Source organism: Bradyrhizobium sp. SZCCHNRI3052, assembly GCF_032484895.1.
Taxonomy (GTDB): Bacteria; Pseudomonadota; Alphaproteobacteria; order Rhizobiales; family Xanthobacteraceae; genus Bradyrhizobium.
Map to the genome: position 1 here is coordinate 37461 of NZ_JAUETW010000022.1, position 25871 is coordinate 63331.

Consider the following 25871-nt stretch of genomic DNA (forward strand, 5'->3'; position numbering starts at 1 on the left):
TTGATCGTGAGATGATGCCATTTTGGCGCTAGGCGCCGCGCCGGCCGCGTTGCGGCAGGGCGTGTTGAGATCGTCCGCTGCCGGCGCATGGTCTGGTCCGGCGGGGGTCACGCCCCCGGGGACGTGTTTGGAGCGCTGCGGTCCTACAATCCGGCGCTGCAACCTTGATCGTCCGGGCAGGCAAGCGCCGGCACCGGTTCGCTCCCCGCCGAATTGTCGACGACGAGACCGAGCGCCGGTGTGCTCGTCGCCCGTGCACGGGTCGGAGCCGGCAGCCGCCGCGATGCACCGTGGGCGCCGATGCGTTCAAAACCCTCTGCCGTCTTCATCAGTCTGGCGGCGACAAGATGATTCAAAAAATCCATGTTGCAACTCCGTGTGGTCAAATGACCCGGCGGCCTGGTGCGGGACAGGCCGCCGGGTCGGCGCAACGTGCTGGAGTTGGCGTCCTCCATCTCGCTGCGCTGGTCTGTGATCCGTTTCACAGTCGTGTAGAATTGATCGTGAATCGGATCATCCATGGAGCGTGATCGGGACGCCGACTGCCATTTGTCTCTACGAATCAAGAGACGATCGCGTTTCCGGGCGCTCGACATCACGCGCGTTCACATTCTTGTTTACTCCGCGGGTTGAGCCGCCACCGTGCCGTGGCCGCCATGCTGGGTGAGGGGCTTCATGCCGGTCAGCGTCCGCAGCAGCACGTAGAACACGGGCGTCAGGAACAGGCCGAACACGGTGACGCCGATCATGCCGGAGAACACCGCGACGCCCATCGCGCGCCGCATCTCCGAGCCGGCGCCGGTCGAGAGCACCAGCGGCAGCACGCCCATGATGAACGCCATCGACGTCATCAGGATCGGCCGCAGCCGCAGGCGGCTGGCCTCGATCGCGGCGCGCAACGGCGTCCGCCCGGCGAATTCGAGCTCGCGCGCGAATTCGACGATCAGGATCGCATTCTTGGCGGAGAGGCCGACGAGCACGATCAGGCCGATCTGGGTGAAGATGTTGTTGTCGCCCTTTGAGAGGTAGACACCGAACATCGCCGCCAGCAGCGCCATCGGCACGATCATCAGGATCGCCAGCGGCAGGGTCAGGCTCTCATACAGCGCGGCCAGCACCAGGAACACCAGCAGGATCGCGAGCGGAAACACCCACAGGCCGGAGTTGCCGGCGATGAACTCCTGGTAGGTCAGGTCGGTCCATTCGAAGGCGAAGCCGGGCGGCAGCACCTCGGCCGCGACCCGCTCGGCCGCCGCCTGCGCCTGGCCGGAGGAGAAGCCGGGCGCCGCTGCCGCGTTGATATCCGACGACAGGAAACCGTTGTAGCGGATGGCGCGTTCGGGACCTGCGCTCTGTCGCACGTTGAGCAGCGCCGACAGCGGCACCATGTCGCCGGAGGCGGAGCGCACCTTGAGCTGGCGGATATCGTCGGCACGGGCGCGGAACGGCGCGTCGGCCTGCACGCGCACCGAATAGGTGCGGCCGAACTTGTTGAAGTCGTTCACGTAGTAGGAGCCGAGGTAGATCTGCAGGGTGTTGAAGACCTCGGTCACGGGCACGCCGAGCTGCAGCGCCTTGGTGCGGTCGATGTCGGCGAACAGTTGCGGCACGTTGACCTGGAAGCTGGAGAACACGCCGGCGATCTCCGGCGACTTCTGCAGGCCGGCCATGAACGCCTTGGTGACGTCGTTCAGAGCTTCGTAGCCGAGGCCGGCGCGGTCCTCGATCTGCAGCTTGAAGCCGCCGATGGTGCCCAAGCCGTTGACCGGTGGCGGCGGGAACATCGCGATGAAGGCGTCCTGGATGCCCGCATATTTCTTGTTGAGCTCCATCGCCAGCGCGCCGCCGGACAGCGACGGATCCTTGCGCTCGTCGAACGGCTTCAAGGTCGAGAACACGATGCCGGCATTGGAGGAGTTGGTGAAGCCGGAGATCGACAGGCCGGGGAAGGCGACCGAGCTCTCGATCCCGGGCTGCGTCAGCGCGATGTCGCTCATCTTGCGGATCACCTCCTCGGAGCGGTCCAGCGTGGCGCCGTCCGGCAGCCGCGCGAAGCCGACCAGATACTGCTTGTCCTGGCCCGGCACGAAGCCGCCCGGCACCTGCTTGAACAGCACGGCGGTAGCGCCGACCAGCAGGACATAGAGGATCATCACCGCGGCCTTGCCGGTGATCACCTTGGACACGCTACCGCTGTAATTGTTGGAGGCGCGGACGAAGGCGCGGTTGAAGCCGCGGAAGAACCAGCCGAGACTCTTGTCGAGGATGCGGGTGAGACGATCCTTCGGCTCGTGGTGGCCCTTGAGCAGCAGTGCCGACAGCGCCGGCGACAAGGTCAGCGAGTTCACCGCCGAGATCACGGTGGAGATCGCGATCGTCAGGGCGAACTGCTTGTAGAACTGCCCGGTCAGGCCGGAGATGAAGGCGAGCGGCACGAACACCGCGACCAGCACCAGCGCGATCGCGATGATCGGCCCCGACACCTCGCGCATCGCCTGGTAGGTGGCGTCGCGCGGCGACAGGCCGCTCTCGATGTTGCGCTCGACGTTCTCGACCACGACGATGGCGTCGTCGACGACGATGCCGATCGCGAGCACCAGGCCGAACAGGCTGAGCGCGTTGATCGAGAAGCCGAACAGATGCATCACGGCAAAGGTGCCGACAATCGAGACGGGCACCGCCAGCAGCGGGATGATCGAGGCGCGCCAGGTCTGCAGGAAGAGGATCACGACGATCACGACCAGCACGATGGCCTCGAACAGCGTGTGCACGACGGCCTCGATCGAGGAGCGCACGAACTGGGTCGGGTCGTAGACGATGTGGTACTCGACGCCCTCCGGCATCGTCTTCTTGATCTCGGCCATGGTGGCGCGGACGTTGTCCGAGATCTGCAGCGCGTTGGAGCCGGGCGCCTGGAAGATCGGGATCGCCACGGCCTGCTTGTTGTCGAGCAGCGAGCGCAGGCCATATTCGGAGGCGCCGAGCTCGATGCGGGCGACGTCGCGCAGCCGCGTGATCTCGCCATGCGTGCCGGTCTTGACGACGATGTCGGCGAACTGGTCCTCGTTCGACAGCCGGCCCTCGGCATTGACCGAGAGCTGCAGGTCGAGGCCCTTGACGCTCGGTGATGCCCCGACCACGCCGGCGGCGGCCTCGACGTTCTGCGCCTGGATCGCCTTGACGATGTCGCTGGCGGAGAGGCCGTGCTCGGCCGCCTTCTGCGGATCGACCCAGACCCGCATCGAATAGTCGCCGGCGCCGAACAGCTGCACGTCGCCGACGCCGTCGATGCGCGCCAGCCGGTCCTTGACGTTGAGCACCGCGTAGTTGCGCAGGTACGTCGTGTCGTAGCGGCCGTTCGGCGAGATCAAATGCACGACCATGGTGAGGTCGGGCGAGCTCTTCTTGGTGATGACGCCGAGCTGGCGCACGACATTGGGCAGCCGCGGCTCGGCCTGCTGCACGCGGTTCTGCACCAGCTGCGTGGCCTTGTCCGGATCGGTGCCGAGCTTGAAGGTGACCGTGAGCGTCATCGCGCCGTCGGTGGTCGCCTGGCTGCTCATATAGAGCATGTTCTCGACGCCGTTGATCTGCTCCTCGATCGGCGTCGCCACCGTCTCGGCGATCACCTTCGGATTGGCGCCGGGATAGGTCGCGCGCACCACCACGGAGGGCGGCACGACGTCGGGGTATTCGGAGATCGGCATGGAGAACAGCGCGATCAAGCCGCCGAGGAAGATCAGCGTCGACAGCACGCCTGCGAAGATCGGCCGATCGATGAAGAATTTGGAGAGGTTCATGGGAGGCCCCGTGGTCGGGAGATGTCAGTGGCTCTGATTGGCGTCGGTCGTCGAGGGGGCGCGATGTTCACCCTCCCCCTCCAGGGGAGGGTGGGCATCGCCTGCGTGGTGACGGTTTAGGTCCATCGAAATCAGCGCTGCGCCAGTCGCTTGTTGTCAGTGGCCGCCCCATCGCGTGCGCCCATCGCGGCCACCTGCGTCTTCAACAACGCACCTGGCCGCACCCGCTGGAGGCCATTGACCACCACGCGCTCGCCGGGCTTGAGGCCGGCGGAGATGATGCGCAGGCCGTCGACGCTGCCGCCGAGGCTGACCGGGCGATAGACAGCGCGCTCGTCGTCGCCGACCACCATCACGAATTTTTTGTCCTGGTCGGTGCCGATGGCGCGCTCGTCGAGCAGCACCAGCGATTGCTGCTGCGGCTGGCCCATGCGCACGCGCGCGAACTGGCCGGGGATCAGCCGGCCGTCCTCGTTCTTGAACACGGCGCGGACGCGGATCGTGCCGCTCTGCCCGTTGACCTGATTGTCGATCAACTGGATATGGCCGGATGCCGTGATGCCGCCCGAGGTCGTCATCTCGACCGGGATGCGGTCGAGATTGCCGCGTTTGCCCGAGCCGTCGGCAATCGCCGACAATGCGCGCAACACCAGCTCTTCGGTGGCGTCGAAGCTCGCATAGATCGGGTTGACGGACACCAGCGAGGTCAGCACCGGCGAGGCCGACCCGGCGGCGACGAGGTTGCCGACCGTGACCTCGATCCGGCCGACCCGGCCGTCGACCGGCGCGCGCACCTGCGTGTAGTCGAGATTGAGCTTGGCTGTCTGCAAGGTCGCTTCGGCGGCCTTGACGTTGGCGATGGCTTCGCGATTGCCGTTGTCGCGCTGGTCGTAATCGCGCTTGGTCACGATGGAATTGCCAACCAGCTGCGCGCCGCGCTCCAGTTCGTTGGCGGCGAAGGCGGCGCGGGCGCGCGCCGCTTCCAGTTGCGCCTGCGCCCGGTCGACCTCGGCGGCGTAGGGCGCCGGGTCGATCTTGAACAGGACGTCGCCAGCCTTGACCAGCGAGCCCTCGGTGAAATTGGTGCCGAGAATGGCACCGGCCACCCGCGGCCGGATCTCGACCCGCTCGACGGCTTCAAGCCGGCCGGAGAACTCGTCCCACAGGCTCGCCTGGCGCGGCTCGACGACGGCAACCGTAACGGGGACGGCCTGTTCGGGGGCCGCGGCGCGGGCCGCATTCGGCGCGGAACTGAAGTGGAAATATTGGGAGCCGGCGTAGGAGCCGGCGGCAATCACCAAGCCGGCGGCGGCGACGGTGCTCAGCCACCGCTTCAGGCGGCCGGAAGAACGAATTTCGGACGAAGGCATTGGCGCGCTCCAGATTTGTAGTGCTCGCTACAAATGTGGCGCTGGCAACCCGTTCGCAAGAGACTTATGTAACGGATACTACGAAAATAGTAGCCCGACTTTCGGCGGACTGCGCCAGATCAAAGAAATCGCGTTCAAGAACAACTAGATAAGAATCAGACGGGGCGGAGACGGAACAGGAGTTTTGCAGATGGGCATCGGACGGCCCCGGACTTTCGATCGCGACACCGCGCTGGACCAGGCGATGGAGGTGTTTTGGCGCCATGGCTATGAGGGCGCCACCATCGCCCAGCTCACCGACGCCATGGGCATCAACCCGCCCAGCCTCTATGCCGCGTTCGGCAGCAAGGAGGCCCTGCTCAGGGCCGCGCTCGACCGCTACACGGCGCGACGGGAGGCCTGGATGGACGAGGTGCTGAGCGCGCCGACCGCCCACGAGGTCACCGCGCGGATGCTGATGGGCGTCGCCGAGAAACAGACCGATCCTTCCAATCCGCCCGGCTGCCTGCTGGTGCAGGGCGGTCTCGCCTGCGGCTCCGGCTCTTCCAACGTGCCGTTCGAGCTCGCGGCCCGCCGCGCGCAGACCGAGGAGCAGCTCCGGCACCGTTTCGAGCGCGCCAAGCGCGAAGGCGATCTGGCTGAAGCCGCCGACCCCGCTGCGCTCGCGCGCTATGTTTCCGCCGTGATCACCGGCATGAGCGTGATGGCGTCGTCAGGCGCCGACCGCGAGGCATTATCCCAGGTCGCCGTCGTCGCGATCAAGGCGATCGAGGATCAGTCGGTGAGGGCGCCGGCGGCGGCGAACTGATCGACATCATGCGCTGAGCGACGGGTGCTCTGCCGTCGCAAAGTCTTGTGCTCGTGGGCGCGATGCGATCCCCTGCGGCCGCCTCATTGTCATCGCGCGAACCAAGAGCAATTCCTCCATGCGTGTCTTCTCCGCCGCCCTTGCCACCGAGACCAACACTTTTGCGCCGATGCCGACGGGGCTCGCGACCTTCCACGAGCGCGCCTACTTCCCGGCCGGAACGCATCCGGACAAGATGCAGATGCATGGCGGGCCACTATGGGCGGCGCGGCAGGTCGGGCCATCGAAAGGTTGGACCTTGATCGAGGGGCTGGTCGCCGCAGCGGTGCCGAACGGGCTCGTCACCCGCGCCGCGTTCGAAACCCTGCGCGACCAGATCCTCGCCGACCTCGAAGCCGCGCTGCCGGTCGACATGGCGTTGATCGGCCTGCACGGCGCGATGATCGCCGACGGCTATGATGATTGCGAGGGCGAGCTGCTCGCGCTGATACGCGAGATCGTCGGACCCGATGTGGTCATCGGCGCGACGCTCGACCCCCACGTTCACATGAGCGAGCTGATGGTCAGAAGCGCCGATCTGCTGATCTGCTGGAAGGAATATCCGCACACCGACATTCTCGAGCGGGCCCAGGATCTGGTGAAACATTGCACCGAGATCGCCGAGAAGCGGCTGAAGCTGCAGAAGGCGCTGGTCGACACCGACATGATCGTGACCCTGCACACCACGCGCGAGCCGGTGCGCAGCTTCGTCGACCGCGTCACCGCGCTGGAAGGCAAGGACGGCATCGTCTCGGTCTCGATCGTGCACGGCTTCGGCTGGGGCGACACGCCTGACATGGGCACCAAGGTGCTGGTCTATAGCGATGCCGCCGTCGATCCCGATGGCGCCAAGGCGCAGGCGCTGGCGCGCAAGCTCGCGGACGAGCTGATCGGCATGCGCGAGGCGGTGACCGAACGCATGCCCGGCGTCGATGCTGCGCTCGACCAGGCCTTGGCGAAGGACGGCACCATCGTGCTCGGCGATGCCAGCGACAATCCCGGCGGCGGTGCGCCCGGCGATTCCACGTTCATCCTGCGCCGGCTGCTCGACCGCAACATCGGCAATGCCTGCCTCGGTCCGCTCTGGGATCCGATCGCGGTGCGCATCGCCTTCGATGCCGGCGTCGGCGCCAAGCTGCCGCTGCGGATCGGCGGCAAGATCGGGCCGCTGTCGGGTGATCCCGTCGATGCGACCTGGGAGATCAAGGCGCTGAAGGAGAATATGGTGATGACGGGCCTTGCCGGCACGCCCGCCAAGCTCGGCGATTGCGCGTTGATCGGGAGCAATGGCGTCGAGGTCGTGATCACCACGTTCCGCTGCCAGGCGTTCGGCACCGACTTCTTCACGCAGCTCGGCTGCGATCCTGCCACGCGCAAGCTCGTCGTGGTGAAATCCGCCCAGCATTTCCGCGCGGCATTTGCGCCGATCGCGGCCGACATCATCATGGTCGATGCGCCCGGCGTGGTCGCGCGCGACGTGACGACGTTGCCCTACAAGAAGATCAAGCGTCCGAAATGGCCGCTCGATGAGTTGCCGCAATCATCGCGAGCATGATGTCCCAGAATGCGACGATCATCGCACCGCCGTTAACGTTCGGAACGCGGCTGGAACGAACAGCGTCCGAATCGCTTGCGAAGCACGGTTTGAGATCTGTTCACGGCTAGATGTCGTAGCTCTCGGAGATGGCGCGCAACATGCAGCGCCGGCGATTCTGATCGTGCGGCTCGGCTTTCGTCAGAAGGTTAAAGGCGCAGAGGCGCGCCGGCGTTGTTGGAGAGAAGGCGACGCCCCAGCATGCTGCGGGCGGGCCCGCTCACGTCGTCGACGTTCCGAACCGTCGCATCCACGCCGCCCTCAGACCGATCGGTGCTGGCGAGAACGGGCCCGGCGGCGCGCGCGTGATCAGGGCGACCAGCAGGAGCGCGGCGATCGCGAGCCAGAAGCACAGCCAGAACGCATCGAGATAAGCGAGCACGTTGGCCTCGCGCTGCACCTGTGCGGCCAAGGTCCCGACGGCGCGGGCCTTGGCCTGGCCGCCGCCATGCGCGGCGAAATAGCCGGTCAGTCGTTGCAGCGCGCGCGCGACGTCGAGATCGCCGCTCTGGATGTTGAGGCCGAGATAGGCCGAATGCACCTGCTCACGCACCCGCAGCCACGTTCCCATCAGGGCGACGCCGATTTCGGCGCCGCCGAGCCGCATCACCTGGATATAGGCCGCAAAGGACGTCGCTCGCGCCGGATCGGAATTCGACAGCGCGAGGATGATGATCGGAAGCAAGGTCAGGGCCTGTCCGATCGACTGCAGCACGACGATGACGATGAAATCCTCGCGCGCCCAGGCATGGGTGATCTGGGTGCCGAGCAGATTGGCCGCCGCGAAGGCACTGAGACCGAGCACGACGACGATGCGGGGATCGAGATGGCGAAGCAGGACGATCGACAGCGGCACCAGCACGACCATCGGCAGCGCGCCGTAGAACAACAGCAGCGAGCCGCTCTGCTCCGGCCGCAACTGCGTGATGGTGACGAGGAAGTTCGGCACCAGCGACGCATTCGAGAGGCTGGTCAGCGTGTAGAGCAGGATCACGACCAGCGACAGCCCGATGTTGCGCGAGAACAGCACGTTGAAATGCGCCCATGGCTGCGGGGCGAGCGCCTCGTTGACGAGGAACAGGACGAACAGCGCGGCGCCGCCGCACAGCAGCGCCATCACCGTGCCCGATTGCAGCCAGTCGAGTCGGTTGCCCTGGTCGAGACCGGCATAGATCATCGCCACGGCGCTGCCGAGCAGCAGCATCCCGCCCCAGTCGGCGTTCTCGAGCAGCGCGCGGTTGACGGGCTCGGCCGGGGTGCCGAGATAGACCATCAGCGCCATCAGCGGCGCCAGCACGACGCCCTGCCAGTACAGCCACTGCCAGCCGAGATGCTCGACATAGAAGCCGACCAGCGAGGTCGAGGTATCCAGCGCGAAGCCGACCCGGATCGCATAGATCGAGATCGCCGGCAGCCACCAGCGGATCGGCAGGTTGCGGAAGATGATCATGAGCGTGGCCGGCACGAAGGTGCCGAGCAGCATGCCGTGCAGGATCGCGAGCGCGATCAAGGTCGGATAGTCGCGCACGAACGGAATGATCAGGGACAGCACCGCATAGATCAGGCTGGGAATACCCAGCACACGGCGCAGACCGAACACGGTCGCGAGCCACGCCACGGCCGGCGCGATGACGATCTGCGAGCCGATCGCCGCGGTGGACAGCCAGGCGCCCTCGTCAAAACCGAGCGAGAACGCGCCGCGCAGATCGGGCAGGCCGACCGAGGTCAGCCGGCTGTCGAAATTCGCCAGGAACGAGCCGAGCAGGACGGCGCCGACGGCAAACAGCGGATGCGCCGCCTGGCCGCCGCGCGACAGCGGTCCGCGATCGGTCTCACTTGGCGCCATCGGCCTGGCCGGTGGTGCGGATGTGGGTCACGACCGACATGCCCGGCAGCAGCCGCGCGAGCAGCGGCTGGTCGCCGTCGAGGGCGATGCGGACCGGAATGCGCTGCACGACCTTGGTGAAGTTGCCGGTGGCATTGTCGGGCGGCAGCAGCGCGAATTGCGAGCCGGAGGCCGGCGCGATCCGCTCGACGCGGCCATGCAGCCTCTGGCCCGGGAACGAATCCACGGTGATCTCGACCGGCTGGCCGGGCGCGACATGGGTGAGCTGCGTTTCCTTGTAGTTGGCGATGACGAAGACATGCGGCAGCGGCACCACCGCGATCAGGCTGCTGCCGATATTGACGTAGTCGCCGACCTGCACCTGGCGCTGTCCGACGACGCCGTCGAACGGCGCGGTGATCCTGGTGTAGCCGAGCTTGAGCCGCGCGGCGGCGAGCGCGGCCTTGGCGCCGGCGAGATCGGCGCCGCGCTGCTTCTTGGTGCCGGTGAGCACCTCGAGCTGATGACGCTGCGCGGCGATCACCGCGCGGCTCGCGCGCACGTCCGCCTGTGCCTTGGCATAGGCGGCCGTTGCCTGTTCCAGCCGCTGCTTGGTACCTGCCTCGCTCTGCGACAGCGACTGCTGGCGCTCTTCCTCCTGCCTGGCCTGCACCTCGGCCGCGCCGGCCGAGACCTGCTGCGCCTCGGCCTGGGCGATGGTCGCGTATTGCAGCTCGACCTGGTTGCTGAGGTTGTCGAGCGCCGCCTGCGCCGCTTCGACATTGGCCTCGGCCTGCGACACCTGTGCCTCGTAGTCGGCCGGATCGATCTGGACCAGCAGGTCGCCGGCCTTGACCTGCTGGAAATCGCTGACCGCAACCTTCGTCACCTCGCCGGCCACGCGGCTCGAGAGCTGCGTCAGGTCGGCGCGCACATAGGCATCGTTGGTCGATTGGGTCGTTGCGTTGCCGGTCCAGGCGTTCCAGCGCGTGGTCGCGAGCGCCACGAAGGCGAGCGCTGCGATCACCGCAAGCAGCGGAATGCCGAGACGCGCCCAGAGCCCGGGCGCCGCGGCGGGCGGCGTCGATGCAGCGCGCGCCGCCGCGTCGACGTTGCTCGGTGTTTCACTCAAGGGACGCCTCCTGCATCGGCCGACGCTGATCAGTCCGACGACTCGTATCCCATTCTGCGCCGCGTGCCACCTGGACTCTGGGTCGTGAGCCATGCGTCGCGGGGCATGGACATCTGCGCGCCGAACGGAACCCGCGGGCGATCGGACCGTGATGAACCAGCTAACAGGCCAGCAGGTTGAGCACAGGCACAGCCCGCGATCGCCGCGCCGGGATCGCGCCAACGACATCGGCGCCGGATTCGCTGCCGCGACCAGCCCGCGCATGATGTCCCAGAATGCGACGTCGCGCGCGCTCACGTTAACGTTCAGAACGTGACTTGAACGAACCGCGTCCGAATCAGCGGCGCAGCCTGGTACGAGGTCTGTTCACGGCTAGATGTCGTGCTGTCATCGCGTGACATCAGCTATTCGGCGTCACTTGACCGCAATTTGGACGACCGGCTGGGTGCGAGAGCGTTAAGAGCACGGAGCGGCCTGCCGCCAAGCGGTTGTCGGTGACGCCGGCCGGCGCGCGCTGCCCGGTTGCAGCGGTCGCCTCGCTGGGTCACATTTCGCATCCGCGACTTGGGTCCAGCCGTTTGCTGATCAGAAGGCTTTCATGCATGGGTCACAACGGAGCGATCCTGGTTGCCGGCGGCGCCGGCTACATCGGGGCTCATTGCTGCAAGGCTGTCGCCGGGGCCGGCTACGTGCCGATCTGCTACGACAATCTGTCCACCGGCCATCGCCGCTTCGTGCGATGGGGACCGCTCGTGGTCGGCGACATCGCCGACAGCGCCAGAGTGGCTGACACCATCCGCGCCCACGCGGTCGGCGCGGTGATGCACCTGGCCGGGCCGAGCACGATCGGTGAATCCGTCGCCGATCCGCACAAATATTATCTGAACAACGTCGTCGGCACATTGGGCCTGCTGCAGGGCATGCGCGAGGCCGGCTGCGCGCGGCTGGTGTTCTCCTCGACCGGCGCGGTCTATGGCGACGCCGGGCGGGATCCGATTCCCGAGAGCGCCGCGGGATCGGCCCTGAATCCATACGGCCGCTCGAAATACATGATCGAGCAGATCCTGGCGGACTATCAGGCAGCCTACGGCCTGTCGGCCATCGTGCTGCGCTACTTCAACGCCGGCGGCGCCGACGCGTCAGGCCTGATCGGTGAGTTGCGCGATCCCGAGACGCACCTGATCCCGCGAGCGCTGATGGCGATCCTCGGCCACGTGCCGGACTTTGCGATCTTCGGCACCGACTATGACACACCCGACGGGACCGCCGTGCGCGACTACGTTCACGTCGACGATCTCGCGGCAGCCCACATCGCGGCGATGGAGCGTCTGCTGCAGACCGGTTCGGGCGGCACCTACAATCTCGGGACCGGCTGCGGCCATTCGGTGCGCGAGATCGTCGATGCAATCGGCAGGGAGACCGGCGAGCGGGTCCCGCTGGTGGTGCGCGCGCGCCGCGCCGGCGATCCACCGGTCCTGGTCGCAGATCCCCATCTTGCCCAGCAGGAGCTCGGCTTCGCGGCGCATCGGTCCGATCTCGGCACGATCATCCGCTCGGCCTGGACCTGGCACCAGACCGCGCACCCCCGGATCGCATGAGGCCGATGCCGCGTGCCGGGGGCTCGTCGGGGAAGCTGTTACGCCGCGGCCGGCGGCGTGTGGGCGAACTCGTCCACGAAGCTCATCTCCGCGCGCTCGTCGTCGACCGACCAGCAGCCGATCTCGGAAGCGCCCCGGAAGAAGTGGACACTGTGGACCGGTGAGCGGAAGTCGTCGCCGCGAATGATCCGGAGCAGGGTCTGCGCCACGCGGCGGTGATCGCCGGGGAGCCTGAGGTCGAAGAATGCGTCGCCATAGCCCGGCAGGATGGTGCCGGCCGAATCGCGAACTTCCATGCGCAACTGTGCCATGCTCGCATTCAACGACAGCAACGGTTTCCGCCCGGTAAATGCCGCCGTGCCTGCGCAGGTGGTCTCACCATGGAGCGCGTAGCGCGCTGATCGCCATCAGCGAAGCGTGGACGAGGTGCTCTGACAAGAGGCGCCGTTCGAGCAAGCGGCCAGCCTTGTCAGCAGCGGATCGCATCGGCCGCGGTGGCCGGTGGGATGATCGCGCAAGGGATCACCGGGCCTTCTCCAGCACCGGGCGCTCTGCGGTGACGAGGGCTGCCGGGACAACCGCTTCATTGCGGGGGAGGATCGGCAGTTCGAACAGGACACGCGTGCCAGTCGGCTGGTTGGCGCTGAGGGTGAGATGGCCGCGAAGCTGCTGGACCATCCCCTTGATCATCCGGAACCCCAGGCTTGTGCGCGGTTGATCGATGTCGAAACCATCGGGCAGACCGGCGCCCTGATCGGACACGCTGAGCTGCAGGCAACCGTCGATGTCGCGGGCGGAGATGTCGATCGGTCCGTCCTGGCCAGGATAGGCATGTTTCACGGCGTTGCTGACCAGCTCATTGAGCAGGAGACCGAGAGGCACGGCGTGATCGGCCGACAGCCGTATCGGGTGGGCATCGCAGTTCAGGATATGCGCTCCCGCGACGCGTTGCAGCCTCTTGCAGAAGTCTATGAGGAAGACGTCGACGTCGATGAAGCCGATCTGTGATGCCCGCGAGAGATGATCATGAACCTGGGCAATGGCTGCCACGCGCGATCCGGCCTCGCCGAGGGCAAGCTTGGCCTCAACCGAATCCGTCCCGAATGCCTGCACCCGGAGCATGGCCACGACGGAAGACAGGCTGTTCTTGACGCGGTGACCCATTTCGCGCGTCAGCATGGCTTGATGGTCCAAGGCGTCCCGGAGCCGCGTCTCCTCATGCAGGCGCTCGATTGCAATCCCGACGATGTCGGCGAATTCGGTGAGGAAGGCAGCGTCCGCCTCGTCGAAGCGGCTGGGGGCCGGACTGTCGACCTGGAGCACGCCGAAATAGCCGCCGCCTCGTCCGCCGCGATCGATCCGGACGCTGATCGACGTCTTGATGCCGCGGTCTACCGGAAGCCCCGGTATCTCGAAGCGACCATCCGGGGGAGCGCGACCGGTGATGATGGCTTGACCCGTCTGGAAGGCGCGTCCGGCAGGCGAGGTACTGTCCACGACGAACGATGATTGTTCGACCGAGCTCGGCCATCCGTACCCCGCGCGGACCAGCAGTCTCTTGCCGTCCGCCACGAATTCCATCACCATCGCGAACGGTGCATTGAGGCCTTTGGCACTGAGCGCGGCGGCGCGCTGAAGAACGACGTGGATGTCGCGGGTCTGCAATGCAGCACGACTGAATTCGGCGAGCACAGATTGTTGGATGAGCCTGTAGCTGCGCATGTCATTCCGGACGCCCGCGCGCTCGAGAAAGATCGGAAAAGCGGTATCTTGGCTCTGGTGTCTCAACACGCGGATTCTCCAAAACAGAACGCACCCCAACTACAAATTCCCTGCTGCTCTCTTCCTTACGATTTGATATTTTAGGGCTATTGTGTTGCCGTTCACCGGCCGGAGTCTGAGCAAAAGCGGACATGGTCCAGTTTGCCGCAGCGCAATTCGTCGCGAGCCGGATCGAGGCGAAAGGCTCCCTTGCTCGCGTCGAGGAGGGGGCGCTTGGCAGTTGCACCTGACGCTTGCGGTGCCCGCGCGCTCATCCAGAGGACCTTCCACGGAGAGCGGGCACCGACGCCGCGGCGCGACGCGCGCTCTTGCAGCCCGTCAGAGGGTGGGCGGCACCATCCTCACGGAAACCGCCATATGCGCGATCGGCCAGCCTTGAGCCGGACGGCAGGCCGGGTTGGCGCGCCGGCCAGATCCGCTCATTCGGCGGCGATTCTTTTGGGCCGCTCGGTGGTGTGGCCCACCGACAGCGAGCCGTGGGGCGTGTGACAGATGGATCCCGTCGAAGGGGTGTGTCCTGTCCGAATCCGTCAACGACCTCAATTTCATCCGTGAATGCCTGCGTCTGGCGGCGGATTTCACGCAACTTGCGCGCGATGCCGTCGATCCGGACCTGCAGGCGCATTGCCTGCGGATGGCCGCCTTCTGGACCGATCGGGCCGCCGGAAATCCCGGCGCGGAATCGGACGATCCGAGTCAGTGAAATCCTGGGATGCGTGATGAGCGAGCAGGGTCGTTGTTGCGGCGCGGCGGGGAAGCCTTGCGTGCGGGAGCTCGTGAGCAATTTTGCTCAGACTTGCCGGTCGAGAGCGCCCAAGAAACGGGGGCGACGGCGCGGACAGCCGCCTCTGCGCCGTGGCCTCCGTCCCTCATCGTGGCTTGTCAGTTTTGGAATGATCAAGGCGCAAACCGATCGCGATCTGCGGAGCAATCAGCTGCTCGATGCCCTGGCGCCGGACAGCCGCGGCCGGATCGAGCCGCACCTCGAGCCCGTTGATTTCAAGCTCGGCGCCGTGGTCTGCGAGGCGGGCGGCCATCTCCGGCATGCCTATTTCCCGAGAGGATCGGTGTTGTCGCTGTTGACCGTGCTGGAGAACGGCGACGCCATCGAGACGGCCAATATCGGTCGCGAGGGCGCCTTCGGCCTCTTCGCCGCCATGTACAGCCGGGCCTCCTTCAACCGTTGCATCGTTCAACTCGAAGGGCATACCGTCCGGTGTCCGATCGAGCTGCTGCAGCACGAGTTCGATTCCAGCGAACATGTGCGCAATCTTCTCGTCAGCTACTCGGAGACGCTGCTGTCCCAGGTTCAGCAGACGGTGGCCTGCAACGCCATGCATTCGACCGAAGAGCGCATCTGCCGATGGCTGCTGATGATGCACGACCGGGCCGAAGGGGCGGTGCTTCCGTATACGCACGAGTTCCTGTCGCAGATTCTCGGGGCCAATCGCAAGTCGGTGACGCTTGCCGCGCAATCCATGCAGGCGGCCGGCCTGATCAGCTATCGTCGCGGCACCATTCAGGTGCTCGACCGGCCCGGCCTCGAGAAAGCATCGTGCGAATGCTACGCCATCGTCAAGCAGCGGTTCGATGCGTTTCTCCAGCCGCCTACGACGGCGGTGCGCAGTCAGCTGCAATGACGTGATGGTGGCAATGATGTGATGGTGGCGTGGATCGAGCCGAGCAGGGCGGCCCAGCTCGATCTCGCGATGCCCGGTCACAAGCTCTTCAGCGGACCTTTGCCTCCGACCGACTTGTCGCCTGCGATATGCGGCTGATCGTGCAGGACGACGTTCAGCAGGGAGCTGTTGATCTCGAGGTGGCCGTTGTAGTCGATGAAGCCCAGCTTGCGGAACTTGTTCATGAAGTGACTGACGCGCGAGCGGGTGGTGCCGATCATGTCGGCCAGCATCTCCTGGCTGACCTTCGCGATGACCCGCTGCGGCTTGCCGTCATTGCCGAAATTGGCCAGCAGCAGTAGCGCCCGCGCAAGGCGCTTTTCGCTCGAATTGAACAGCTGATCGATGAGATCGGCCTCGACGCGGATCGTGCGGGCGAGAATGTGCGAAACGAAGATCTCGGAAAACGTCGGCTGCTCACGCAGGGCGCTCAGCGCGGCCGATTTGGTGATCCGCAGGATTTCGCTGTCCGTGATGGCCGACGCCGCCGACAGCCGATGAGACTGGCCGGCCAGGCACCCTTCGCCGAAAAAATCGTCCCGACCGAGCAGCGCGATGACCGCCTCCTTGCCCTGCTCGGAATGGACGACGATCTTGACCGTGCCCGTGATGATATAGAACAGCACGTCGGCGGGGCTGCCCTGGGAAAAGATCTGCTGGTCCTTTCGGTATTTCCCGATCGTCCGGCCCGGGCCTTCGGTCTTGAGGAACACCGCCGGATCGAAAGCCTGCTTCCTTGGCGGCGGCTTTGCGGCCGTCTGCGGCTTTACGATGGGTCGCTTCGCCATGTGTTCTCCCGGGTGAAACGCGAGTGCTGGATGCTTCGAAGCCGGATCTCGGCATCACGGTTGGGCAGGCGCTAACACGGCATAGCGCCTTTCGCGGACGCTTGACAGCGCGGCGTCTATTTCAACGGGACACGCACTGCCGCTTCGTGTTCCAGTGACGCAGCGGCGCGAGAATTAGTTAATTCATGTTATCAAGCATTAGCATCGCACCGCTCATGCAGCGCGAACAGGCCCAGGGCCTCGCGGACGTCACGCAAGGTCGTATCGGTGACGGTGCGCGCCAGTTGGGTGCCGCGCCTGACGATCTCGAGAACGTGGCCGGGATCACGCGCAAACGCCGCCCGCCGGTCGCGGATCGGCGCGACCACGGCCTGCAGCACCTCATCAAGTCGCTGCTTCACGACGCTGTCGCCGAGGCCACCGCGGACGTAGCGCGCCTTCAGGTCCGCAACCGCCGCATGATCGTCGTCGAACGCGTCGAGATAGGTGAAGACGACATTGCCTTCGACGCGGCCCGGATCGGCGGCCCTGACGTGGCCGGGATCGGTGAACATGCGGCGGACGGCATCGCGAATCTGGTCCGCGGTGGCGGAGAGCGGAATCGTGTTGCCCTGCGATTTGCTCATCTTGGCCTTGCCGTCCACGCCAGGCAGGCGTCCGACGCTCGGGATCAGTGCGCGTGCCTCGGGGAGCACTTCCGTGCCCGCCTGGCGGTTGATGCGGCGGACGATCTCGTTGGTCTGCTCGATCAGCGGCGCCTGGTCGTCTCCGACCGGCACGATGGTCGCCTTGAAGGCGGTGATGTCGGCGGCCTGCGCAACGGGATAGCACAGGAAGCCGGCCGGAATATCGCGGCCGAAGCCGCGCGCCTGGATCTCGTCCTTGATGGTCGGGTTGCGCTCGAGCCGCGCCACCGTGACGAAGTTCATGTAGAGCAGCGTGAGATCGGCCAGCGCCGGCAGGTGCGATTGCAGGCAGATGGTCGTCATCTCCGGATCGATGCCGACGGCGAGATAGTCGGTCGCGATCTCCAGGATGTTCCGGCTCACCTTGGCCGGATCGTGGGCGTGGTCCGTGAGCGCCTGGGCATCGGCCAGCAGCAGGAATTGCCGATGCGTCGATTGCAGCGCGACGCGGTTTTGCAGCGAGCCGACATAGTGGCCGAGGTGCAGGGGGCCGGTGGTTCTGTCGCCGGTCAGGATGACGGGACGTTCTGGCATTGAGAGAGGCATCGTGGTTCTCCAGGAGTGAGAACCGCCGCTCGATCGAGCTCTTCGATGCTGTTGATGACAAGAACCGCGTCGCAGGCCGATGAACGGCGGCGACGGGCGAATGAATGACGAGGCCGTGCCGCTCCTAGATGGAGCGCCACCACGTGTTCGCGTGCAAGGTCTCAGTCTTGATCATGCGACCGATATGGCCGAAACCGCCGATGAATGCAACCCGCTCAGGCACGCTGCGCAGAGCGCGGCCCCAGGCCAGTTCAGCCATTCCGCCTATTCGAGATCAATCGCGTGATACTGGCCGGACTTGTCGAGCTGCGTGCCCCAGACCTTGTGCAGCGCCTGGTGGTCGGAGGGGCCGAAGCTCACCTTCGATCCGACGCCCAGCTCGTAGTTCTGCATCGATTCGAGGACATCGACCAGCGTTTCCGTGTCCACCGCGGGACCGGCGCGGCGCAGCCCTTCGATCAGGATGTTGGCGGTGAGATAGGCTTCCAGGGACGAGTAATCCGCCGGCTCTCCCGGAAAATATCTGTCGAGCGCCTTCTTGTAGTTCAGGGTGACGGAGGCGTAGCCGTCGACCGCCGGCGTGACCTGGGTGCAGATGACGCCGTCCGCATAGCGCGGGCCGAGCACCATCAGCTCACTGGCGAGGCCGGTGCTGCCGACGCCGGAGATCGTCGCGTAGGTCATGTCCGGATAGAGATCGCGAGTCTTCTCGATGAACTTGGCCGCGGCGCGAAAGGTGGCGACCAGCACCACCGCCTTGATCGCATGCTTCTGCCGGCGCAGTTGCGCGACGGCCTCGTCGACATTGACGGTGTTGCGGCTGTAGCTCATGCGGAAGGCGTCGCCCGCGCCGCCGCGCAGCCCGTGCATCGCCCTGCTGACGCCCTCCCACCCCGCGTCGCCATAGGCATCCTGCTGGGTGAGAACTCCGATCTCCTGCGGACGCAGCTTGCGGATCTTGACGAGATAGTTCACGAGCGCATGGGCTTCCTCGGCGTAGCCGGCGCGGTAGTTGAAGACGTAGCGGTCCGGCGGATCGCGGCGAAGCGAAGGAGCCCCGGTGAAGGCGCCGAAATACAGCGCATGATGCTCGAGCGCGTACGGCACCGAGATCAGGGCCGTCGGACTGCCGTAGTTCTCGACGAATCCGAACACCTTGTGCTGCTCGTAAAGGTCCTTCATCGCGTTCAGCGTCCGCGTCGGCTCATAGGCATCATCGGCCGTGTAGAGCTTGAGCTGCCGGCCATGCACACCGCCTTCCTCGTTGACCTGAGCGAATGCGAGGTCGATGCCGAGCTTGAGCTGATGGCCCATCTCCCTGGCCGGCCCGGAAAACGGCGCCGCCATTCCGAAGCTGATTTCGGTATCGGTCACGCCCTGGACCGGGGCGCGCGTGCTGGTCGGCTGCGCCGACGCGGCATTGGCCACTCGCGTGTCGAACTTCGGCACACGGTCGTCCTCCCTCAGCGGCATGTTCTGGTCCGGCGCGACCGCCGGAGCGGCGCTCGCGAGCGCTCCGGTCCGGAGAGTATCCTGGACTGGCGCAACGGTCTGCGCGGCTTGGACCGGCGGCGATGGGACTGTTGCCGTCGTTGTCGCCGCCGCGCTGCTCTTGGCGGAGAGCGCAGCGGTCCACCGCGTCGGAAGTCTCGTCGCTGCAAAGCCGGCCACGCCCGCGGCAACAGCCACGAGCCCCATCACGCTCAACGCGCCGAGGAGACGCCGTTCCCGTGGCGGCGGAGGAACCTCCTGCACGCCGTAACGGGACGCGAATTCAGCAGGGGTAGGCCGATCGTGCTCGTCGCGCCACGGTTGTTCATACAGCGGACGCCGGCCGTCGTCGTAGCCGGACGGGAATGGCGGATCGCGGTCGTCATTGGGCGCACGCAGATGTCTCACGATTTTCCCCTTGGCTCGCGCGTCATGGACTCGTTGGAGTTTTTTCTGGATCGCGCGGCATACGCTGCAGGTTCTGCCGGCCGGATGAGCGTGGTCATGCGCCGAGATCTGCACATGTCACACGAACTAACACTCGTCGTCGAGCGTCGGTGGAACGGCAGTTCCAGACATGTTGTCTGGAACAAGTCCGAACGTCGGCATGATACTGCGAAGCAATGGGGCGGTTGTTTGTTCTCGCCGTCAATTCCAGCTGAACAAGGAGGGAGCCGCGCCGCCATGGCAGCAAATTGGCTCTGACAGCAAGCAGGAGAGAAGTGCCGTGAAGCAGTCGGACTTGTTGTTGGCATCAGCATCCGATGACGCTGCGCCCCCGACGCCGAGCTCCGCGTCACCGGCCGGTCGTCTCCTCCGCCACCAGTCCCGTCACCATCGCCTTCACCATGGTCGCGATCTGCGCGCGCAAGGCCGCGAGCGGCACAGCGATCAGCTTCTGCTCCAAGCCGAGCGCGACCATGCCGTGGACGGCCGAGAACAGGCTGCGCGCGGTGACGCTGATGTCGTCGAAAGAGCGCCGTGGAAACAACGCCGCCAGTGGCTGGTGGATGTGACGGAACAGGTGCATCTGGTCGGCGATCGCCCAGTCGGGCAGCGGCTTCTCGGGCGGCATGCGGTGCTCGAACAGCGCGCGCCAGAGCTCGAGATTGTGGGCGGCGAAGTCGCAATAGGCGATCGCGATGCGCACCAGCGCAGCCTCGGGGCCGGGAGGGCCCGCGCTCTCGGCTGCGGACAGGTCGGCGTCGAGCCGCGCCAAGGTGCGTGATCCGACCATCAGCACCAGTTCGTCGACGTCGGCGACGAGATTGTAGACCGCGCCATTGGCGACGCCGATCTCCTGGGCGAGATCGCGCGTCTTCAGACCCGCGAGACCCCGCGTCCGGATCATCCGCTCGGCGGCCTCGATCAAGGCTTCGCGCTGTTTCGCACGTCTTTCCAGTGTCTTGGACATTGTTAACCAAAATATTGAGCGGTGCTCAAAATAATTCTTGAGCGTCGCTCATGGTTGCGCTAGAAGAAACGTCATGAGCGATGCTCATAACAGGGAGTTCACAATGTTCAAGACCGTTCTCACGCTGTTTCGGGGCACCGTGGCCGTCGCGGAGGAGGAGCTGCAGGACCGGACCGCGCTGGTGATCCTGGATCAGCAGCTGCGTGACGCCGCCGCCGCCGTCGATCGCAGCAAGCGCGCGCTGGCGCTGGCCATTGCGCAGGACCAGCAGGAGGGCAAGCGGCTCGAGGCGACCTTGGCACGGATCACCGATCTCGAGGTGCGCGCCACCGCAGCGCTCGACGGCGGCCGCGAGGATCTGGCCCGCGAGGCGGCGCAGGCGATCGCCGGCCTCGAGGCCGAGTGTGACGCGGCGCGGACGGCGCGGGCGCTGTTCGCGACCGAGATCACCAGGCTGAAGAAACATGTCGCCAACGCCGAGGCGCGCATTGCCGAGCTCGATCGCGGCCGGCGGATTGCGCGCGCCTCCGAGGCCGTGCGCAATCTGCGCCGCGGCGGCATCGAGGCGGCGCGTCCTTACGAGTGCACGCTGCCCGAGGCCGAAGCGACGCTGAAACGGCTGCGGGAGCGGCAGATCGAGGCGCAGGCCGCCGACGAGGCGCTCATGGAGCTCGATGCCGCGACGGGGCCGATCACCACGGCCGAGAAGCTCGCCGAGCAGGGCTTTGGCCCACGCATCAAGACCACTGCCGACGACGTGCTGGCGCGGCTGAAGGCCGGCCGCGCCGCACCGGCCAACTGATTTTCGTCACGACCGATCGAACGCATCAACAACCACGTCATCATAGGAGCCGACCATGAACCAGAACACCCAGCCGCACAGCAGCGCCTTCATCACCTTCTCCTACGCCTCGTTCGCCGCCTCCGCCTTCCTCGTCGCTCTCGGCGTCTTCTTCATGCCGATCGATCTCTGGATGAAGGGCTATCTGACGATGGGCATTGTCATGCTGGTGCAGACCTGCGTCACCCTGACCAAGACGCTGCGCGACCGCCACGAGAGCGGCAAGCTCGTCAATCGCATCGAAGACGCTCGCGCCGAGCGCCTGCTGATGGAGGTGTCGAAGGCAGCTTAGGGCGGCCGCAGTCGTCTCGCTCTCTTGGCCTCTCTCCGCTCTTGTCCACCGTAGCTCGACGAGCGAAGGCGGATGCGGGGAGAGGCCGGATTGCATCGAAGATGCAATCCGGGTGAGGGGAAGTTTGCGGGGCAAGCTCCGACTTCGGCGAGACAGCGCCGGCAGGCGGTGGGCGCGAAGGCGTCCGCCGCTCACGTCGTTCAACCTGCGTTTACCCTCGCTCACGCTCCGTCCCGTGTCGTTATCGTGAATTAACAGCACCAGGGCATAAGGCGGCCAGGGCGGCCGTGATCCCGGCTGCGCCGCTTCCTGATCACGCCGTGCTAGGTTGAGGCATGAACATCGTCGCAGCAGTGGGGCGTATCCGACGCAGCATCGGCTTCTGGCTGACCGCGCTCGGCCAGGAGGCGATGGACCTGTCGCTACGCACCCATGCGGAGTTGCGCACGCGCATCGTCGAGAGCCCGGGCACGACCCTGGACGATGCGGCGCTGGCGGCGCTCGTGGCCGATCTCCGCACCATTGCCGGCAAGACGCTGCCCGCCGGCGAGCTCACCTACGGCATCTTCTCCGGAGCGCGCGAGCCGCTCGCGCGCGCCATCATCACGGTGGTGTCGGAGGAGGCGGGCGGCCGGCCGATCGCCTTCAATGCGCTCGCGGTGATGCAGGTCGAGCGCGATGGCGACAGCCAGCAGGTGATCCATCTCGGATTGGTCATGGTCGATCCGGAAGCGCGCGGCAAAGGCCTGTCCGGCGTGCTCTACGGCCTCACGACGCTGCTGCTGTTCGTCCGCGACGGGCTGCGGCCGAAATGGATCTCCAACGTCACGCAGGTGCCGGCGGTGGCCGGCATGGTCTGCGAGACCTTCTCCGACGTCTATCCGTCGCCGCTGCCGCAGGCCCGACAGAGCTTTGCGCATCTTCAGCTCGCGCGCGGCATCATGCGGGCGCATCGCGCGGTGTTCGGTGTCGGCGACGAGGCCGGGTTCGACGAACAGCGCTTTGTCATCACCAACGCCTATACCGGCGGCTCCGACGCGCTCAAGAAGACGTATGACGATGCGCCGAAGCATCGCGACGCCGTCTACAACGGCTTCTGCGCGCGCGAGCTGGACTACACCAGGGGCGACGACCTGCTGCAGCTCGGCCGGATCGATCTCGCCGCCGCCCGGCGCTATCTGCTGCGCGAAATCCCCTCTGGCTCGCTGCCGGCGCTGCTGGCGACCTCGGGCGTGCTGGCGCTGCAGCGGATGATCCTGCCGCTGGTACATTGGCTCGACGACACCAGGACGTTCGGCACGCTGCGTCCGCGCCTGCCGCCCGGCGAGCCCGCGCCATGACGGCCGGCATCGTTGCGGACTCCGTCGTCAACCTCTGCGGCGCGATCGGCCTCGCGGTGGCCGCCGCCATGCTGCACCGGCGCGACCCGAGGGGACCGCTGACGGCGCGGCTCGTCGTTCTGCTCGGGACCGTCGCCTCGCTGTTCCTGCTGCGCGGCGTCGCCTGGTGGACGGACAATGCTTTTCTCGACCGCATCTCGCTGGTTCCGGCGGCGCTGATCCCGCTCGGCGCGCTGGTGGTGGCGGAAGGTCTGCTGCGCCGACACGCGCATCGCGCGCTCAAGGCGATCGCGCTGGCCGGCGGCGTGGTGCTCGCGCTCGCCGGCGCGCTCGGTCCGGCCGAGTTCGAAAGCCACCACACGGTCGTGCTGTCGGCCTTTCAGCTCGCGGGCTTTGCGACCTGCGCCTGGCTGCTGCTTCGCCGAGACCGCGCGCGCCTGCTGGTCTGGGAGAACCGCGCCATCGATCGCGTCGCGTTCGGCGCCATCATCGTCATCCCCTTCATCATCACCGATTTTCGCGTGCTGGCGCCGAGCATGCCGGTGCGGCTCGGCGCATTGGGCGCGCTGCTGGCGGTGACCGCGATCCTGATCGCCGGCGCCAGCGCGGAGACGCAGCGTCAGGGTGGGCTGCTGACATTGTTGCGGATCCTCGGCGCCGCCCTGCTCGGCGCTGCCGCGGCCGCGCTGTCGCCGGACGTCGATGCGGCGCAACTGATGCGTTTCTGCGCGGTCGCGGTGGCCGGCGTGCTCACGATCGGGCTGATCGGCGATGCCTTGCGCGCGATGCTGCAAGCCCGCGAGCCGGGCGTGCTCGACTCGATCGGGGCGTCGATCGCGGCGACGCGCGACGAACTGATCGCCGAGCTCACGCGCCAGCCGGTCTTCGAAAGCGCACGCCGCTGTCGCGAGGTTGAGCTGACCGCCTATGATCCGCCGCTGCTGCGCGACTTTCTCGCGTCAAGCCGCGTGCTGCGCCGGGCCGATGCGCCGTGGCGGCGGGCGGCCACCGACCCCGCCGTCGAGCGCATGGTGGCGCTGATGGATGCGCGGCATGCGACGCATGTGATCGTGCTGTCGCACCAGCCGGTCGACCTCATCGTGCTCGCGGTCTCCGTGATCTCGGCCGATCCGGCCACGGAAACCGCGCTCGCGCTCGTCAGGCGCCTGCTGGTGCAGGCGCCCGAGCGACAGGTGATCACGCCCACATGTGATGATGCTGATGCTGTGACATCTCCATCATCGGCCCCTCCATCGTCGGACCGTCCATGACCAGGGTTGCCGGGGCGGCGCTGGCGTGTGCTGCCGGCGCGGCGCTGGGAAGCATGATCACGTTCGAGGCCGGCGCGCTGGTGACCGCGGCCAGCAGCGCGGCGGCGTCGGCACTGTTGCCGCCGCCGGTGGTCGCCAGCACCTGGCCGATCGTGGTGCCGTCGACATTGTAGGCGCCGCCATTGACCGGGATGTTGTTGCCGCCGACATCGGCTGCGTTCTGGTGCATCTGGTCGGCGGCCGCGGCGACCAGCGCCTTGTTGCCGGCCTGGAAGCCCTCGAGGATCTTGGCGATCTCGGCGCCGAGCGTGCTCTGGTCGCCGAGCAGCTCGTTGTCGAAGCGGGCCTGGAAGATGCCGCCCTGCGCCGCGTCGAAATCGGTGACGTCCTTCTTGAAGGTCATCAGGTCGGCGGTGACCTGCGCCATCGCGGCGGCGTCGCCGGAATTGACGGCCGCGATCGCAGCCTTGCCGAGCGCGTTCGACTGGGCGATGAACATGGCCCAGAAATTGGTCTGTGCCTGGTTGTCCTGATAGGCCGGCGTCGGGTTGAGGAAGTCGCCGAAGCCGCTCCAGCCGTTCAGGCCGTTCTGCTGCGCCATGTTGGCGAGATTGGTGTCGCCGGCGACGATGTCGATGATGTCGAGGAAGTCGTCGTTCAGCGCGCGGCCGATGTCGACATTGCCGGCCGCGCCGTTGATGTGGGTGTTGACGAGCGCGAGCTGGTCGATGATGGCGAGCGCGTGCACGCCGGTCAGGCCGCCGAACTGCAGCGGATTGGCGGCGACCAGCGCATTGAGGCCGGCGATCAGCGCGTCGACATCGTCCTGGATGACGTCGACGTTGCTCTCGTTGACGCCGCCGATCAGCCGGTTGGCGGCGTCGTTGAAGATCAGGCCGAGCTCGGCCAGCGTGCCCTTGACGGCGGTTGCGGCCGTCACGCCTTCGGGCAGCAGCGCCGGCGCCTGCAGGAAGCCGGTGACGCCGTCGGCGTTGGTCGCATTTCCCGCAAGGTTCGGATCGTTGTTGACGACGTTGAGGATGTCGAGGTGCGCGTTGCGCAGCGCGGTCTCCGCGGCGGCGATGCTGCCGAACGCGCCGCCGCCGGTCACCGAAGCCATCGCGGCATCCTGCGCGACCGTGATGTCGGCGAGGATCTTGTTGATGTTGGTGAGCGTCTGCCCGGTGAACTGGCTGGCGGCAACCATCGCCTTCAGACCATCCTGAATCACGGTGAGATCGCCGGTGTAGTTGTAGACGCTGCCAAGGCCCTGGCCGCCTTCCTCGACCACGTTGCGCCACAGCCCGCCTTCGAGAAAGCGCGTCGCGTCGTTGAAGACGACGCCGAGGTCGGCAAAGCCGAGCGCGGGCGTCGGCGGCGTGGGTGCGGGCGGCGTCGGAGGCATCGGCGCAGGCGCCGGCTGGCAGTGATGATCGTGATGATGATGGTGGTGGTGGTGGTGGTCGCTGTGATGATGGTGACCGTGGTGACTGTCGTGATGGTGACGGTGATGGCGCGACATGTCCGACGTACTCCCCAAAGCTGCGCACCACTGCGGATGAGCCGAAGCAATGC

The 25871-nt window shown here is 66.4% G+C and carries 22 protein-coding genes; 8 read left to right on the forward strand and 14 right to left on the reverse strand.

The genetic code is table 11. The features are described from left to right. Positions 1-143: 143 nt before the first annotated feature. From QW887_RS34075 to QW887_RS34085, 3 genes are all read right to left on the reverse strand, one after another. The gene (locus QW887_RS34075; RefSeq protein WP_316184245.1) at positions 144-521 is read right to left on the reverse strand and encodes a hypothetical protein; all 378 of its coding nucleotides are present in this window, start codon (positions 519-521) and stop codon (positions 144-146) included. A gap of 96 nt (positions 522-617) precedes the next feature. Further along, complete coding sequence (locus QW887_RS34080; protein WP_315716605.1) at positions 618-3800, reverse strand: multidrug efflux RND transporter permease subunit; 3183 nt, start codon at positions 3798-3800, stop codon at positions 618-620. A 131-nt stretch (positions 3801-3931) separates the two neighbouring features. Further along, entirely contained in the window at positions 3932-5170 is a 1239-nt protein-coding gene (locus tag QW887_RS34085) for an efflux RND transporter periplasmic adaptor subunit (protein ID WP_315753346.1), read from the reverse strand. A gap of 190 nt (positions 5171-5360) precedes the next feature. On the opposite strand from QW887_RS34085, the gene QW887_RS34090 reads away from it, so the two are divergent. Then, on the forward strand, positions 5361-5978 hold the full coding sequence (locus tag QW887_RS34090; RefSeq protein WP_315716607.1) for a TetR/AcrR family transcriptional regulator: 618 nt from the start codon (positions 5361-5363) through the stop codon (positions 5976-5978). 118 nt (positions 5979-6096) lie between these two features. Beyond that, positions 6097-7572 carry a M81 family metallopeptidase gene (locus tag QW887_RS34095; protein ID WP_316184242.1) on the forward strand — a complete coding sequence of 492 codons (1476 nt, stop codon included), beginning with the start codon at positions 6097-6099 and terminating at the stop codon, positions 7570-7572. A 259-nt stretch (positions 7573-7831) separates the two neighbouring features. On the opposite strand, the gene QW887_RS34100 is transcribed toward QW887_RS34095, so the two are convergent. Next, complete coding sequence (locus QW887_RS34100) at positions 7832-9457, reverse strand: MFS transporter (RefSeq protein ID WP_316168066.1); 1626 nt, start codon at positions 9455-9457, stop codon at positions 7832-7834. Beyond that, on the reverse strand, positions 9444-10568 hold the full coding sequence (locus QW887_RS34105) for an HlyD family secretion protein (RefSeq protein ID WP_315810741.1): 1125 nt from the start codon (positions 10566-10568) through the stop codon (positions 9444-9446). Before QW887_RS34105 ends, QW887_RS34100 begins: the two co-directional genes overlap by 14 nt. A 602-nt stretch (positions 10569-11170) precedes the next feature. Here QW887_RS34105 and galE point away from each other — a divergent pair. Continuing rightward, a complete protein-coding gene (gene galE, locus QW887_RS34110; RefSeq protein ID WP_316184239.1) occupies positions 11171-12166 on the forward strand; it encodes a UDP-glucose 4-epimerase GalE in 996 nt (331 codons plus the stop codon). A gap of 38 nt (positions 12167-12204) precedes the next feature. Here the strand turns inward: galE and QW887_RS34115 are convergent, their stop codons facing one another. The 3 genes from QW887_RS34115 to QW887_RS34125 all read right to left on the reverse strand — a co-directional run bounded on the left by QW887_RS34115 (position 12205) and on the right by QW887_RS34125 (position 14994). Next, positions 12205-12477 carry a hypothetical protein gene (locus tag QW887_RS34115; protein ID WP_315753358.1) on the reverse strand — a complete coding sequence of 91 codons (273 nt, stop codon included), beginning with the start codon at positions 12475-12477 and terminating at the stop codon, positions 12205-12207. Positions 12478-12688: 211 nt separating this feature from the next. After that, complete coding sequence (locus QW887_RS34120) at positions 12689-13957, reverse strand: sensor histidine kinase (RefSeq protein WP_316196121.1); 1269 nt, start codon at positions 13955-13957, stop codon at positions 12689-12691. 860 nt (positions 13958-14817) lie between these two features. Continuing rightward, positions 14818-14994: a hypothetical protein gene (locus QW887_RS34125; protein ID WP_315716614.1), complete on the reverse strand. Its 177-nt coding sequence runs from the start codon at positions 14992-14994 to the stop codon at positions 14818-14820. A 21-nt stretch (positions 14995-15015) separates the two neighbouring features. On the opposite strand from QW887_RS34125, the gene QW887_RS34130 reads away from it, so the two are divergent. Next, the gene (locus QW887_RS34130) at positions 15016-15588 is read left to right on the forward strand and encodes a Crp/Fnr family transcriptional regulator (protein ID WP_315716615.1); all 573 of its coding nucleotides are present in this window, start codon (positions 15016-15018) and stop codon (positions 15586-15588) included. 77 nt (positions 15589-15665) lie between these two features. On the opposite strand, the gene QW887_RS34135 is transcribed toward QW887_RS34130, so the two are convergent. The 5 genes from QW887_RS34135 to QW887_RS34155 all read right to left on the reverse strand — a co-directional run bounded on the left by QW887_RS34135 (position 15666) and on the right by QW887_RS34155 (position 20552). Then, positions 15666-16415, reverse strand: a complete 750-nt coding sequence (locus QW887_RS34135) for a Crp/Fnr family transcriptional regulator (protein WP_316196123.1) — start codon at positions 16413-16415, stop codon at positions 15666-15668. Positions 16416-16606: 191 nt separating this feature from the next. Continuing rightward, the gene (gene trpS / locus QW887_RS34140; RefSeq protein WP_315810739.1) at positions 16607-17647 is read right to left on the reverse strand and encodes a tryptophan--tRNA ligase; all 1041 of its coding nucleotides are present in this window, start codon (positions 17645-17647) and stop codon (positions 16607-16609) included. 124 nt (positions 17648-17771) lie between these two features. Next, entirely contained in the window at positions 17772-17906 is a 135-nt protein-coding gene (locus QW887_RS34145) for a hypothetical protein (protein WP_315716618.1), read from the reverse strand. Positions 17907-17911: 5 nt separating this feature from the next. Continuing rightward, positions 17912-19546 carry an ABC transporter substrate-binding protein gene (locus QW887_RS34150; protein WP_316196126.1) on the reverse strand — a complete coding sequence of 545 codons (1635 nt, stop codon included), beginning with the start codon at positions 19544-19546 and terminating at the stop codon, positions 17912-17914. Positions 19547-19934: 388 nt separating this feature from the next. Then, the gene (locus QW887_RS34155) at positions 19935-20552 is read right to left on the reverse strand and encodes a TetR/AcrR family transcriptional regulator (protein WP_315716620.1); all 618 of its coding nucleotides are present in this window, start codon (positions 20550-20552) and stop codon (positions 19935-19937) included. Between the two features lie 103 nt (positions 20553-20655). Here QW887_RS34155 and QW887_RS34160 point away from each other — a divergent pair, with 103 nt between their 5' ends. The 4 genes from QW887_RS34160 (at position 20656) to QW887_RS34175 (ending at position 24296) form a co-directional block, all read left to right on the forward strand. Further along, positions 20656-21354 carry a PspA/IM30 family protein gene (locus QW887_RS34160; protein WP_315716621.1) on the forward strand — a complete coding sequence of 233 codons (699 nt, stop codon included), beginning with the start codon at positions 20656-20658 and terminating at the stop codon, positions 21352-21354. A 55-nt stretch (positions 21355-21409) separates the two neighbouring features. Next, complete coding sequence (locus QW887_RS34165; protein WP_315716622.1) at positions 21410-21685, forward strand: YiaA/YiaB family inner membrane protein; 276 nt, start codon at positions 21410-21412, stop codon at positions 21683-21685. A 335-nt stretch (positions 21686-22020) separates the two neighbouring features. Next, on the forward strand, positions 22021-23025 hold the full coding sequence (locus QW887_RS34170; protein WP_315716623.1) for a hypothetical protein: 1005 nt from the start codon (positions 22021-22023) through the stop codon (positions 23023-23025). Beyond that, the gene (locus tag QW887_RS34175) at positions 23022-24296 is read left to right on the forward strand and encodes a hypothetical protein (protein ID WP_316196128.1); all 1275 of its coding nucleotides are present in this window, start codon (positions 23022-23024) and stop codon (positions 24294-24296) included. Before QW887_RS34170 ends, QW887_RS34175 begins: the two co-directional genes overlap by 4 nt. Here QW887_RS34175 and QW887_RS34180 read toward each other — a convergent pair. Beyond that, positions 24223-25818, reverse strand: a complete 1596-nt coding sequence (locus QW887_RS34180; RefSeq protein ID WP_316196130.1) for a hypothetical protein — start codon at positions 25816-25818, stop codon at positions 24223-24225. The two genes, QW887_RS34175 and QW887_RS34180, sit on opposite strands and share 74 nt — an antisense overlap. Positions 25819-25871: the final 53 nt, after the last annotated feature.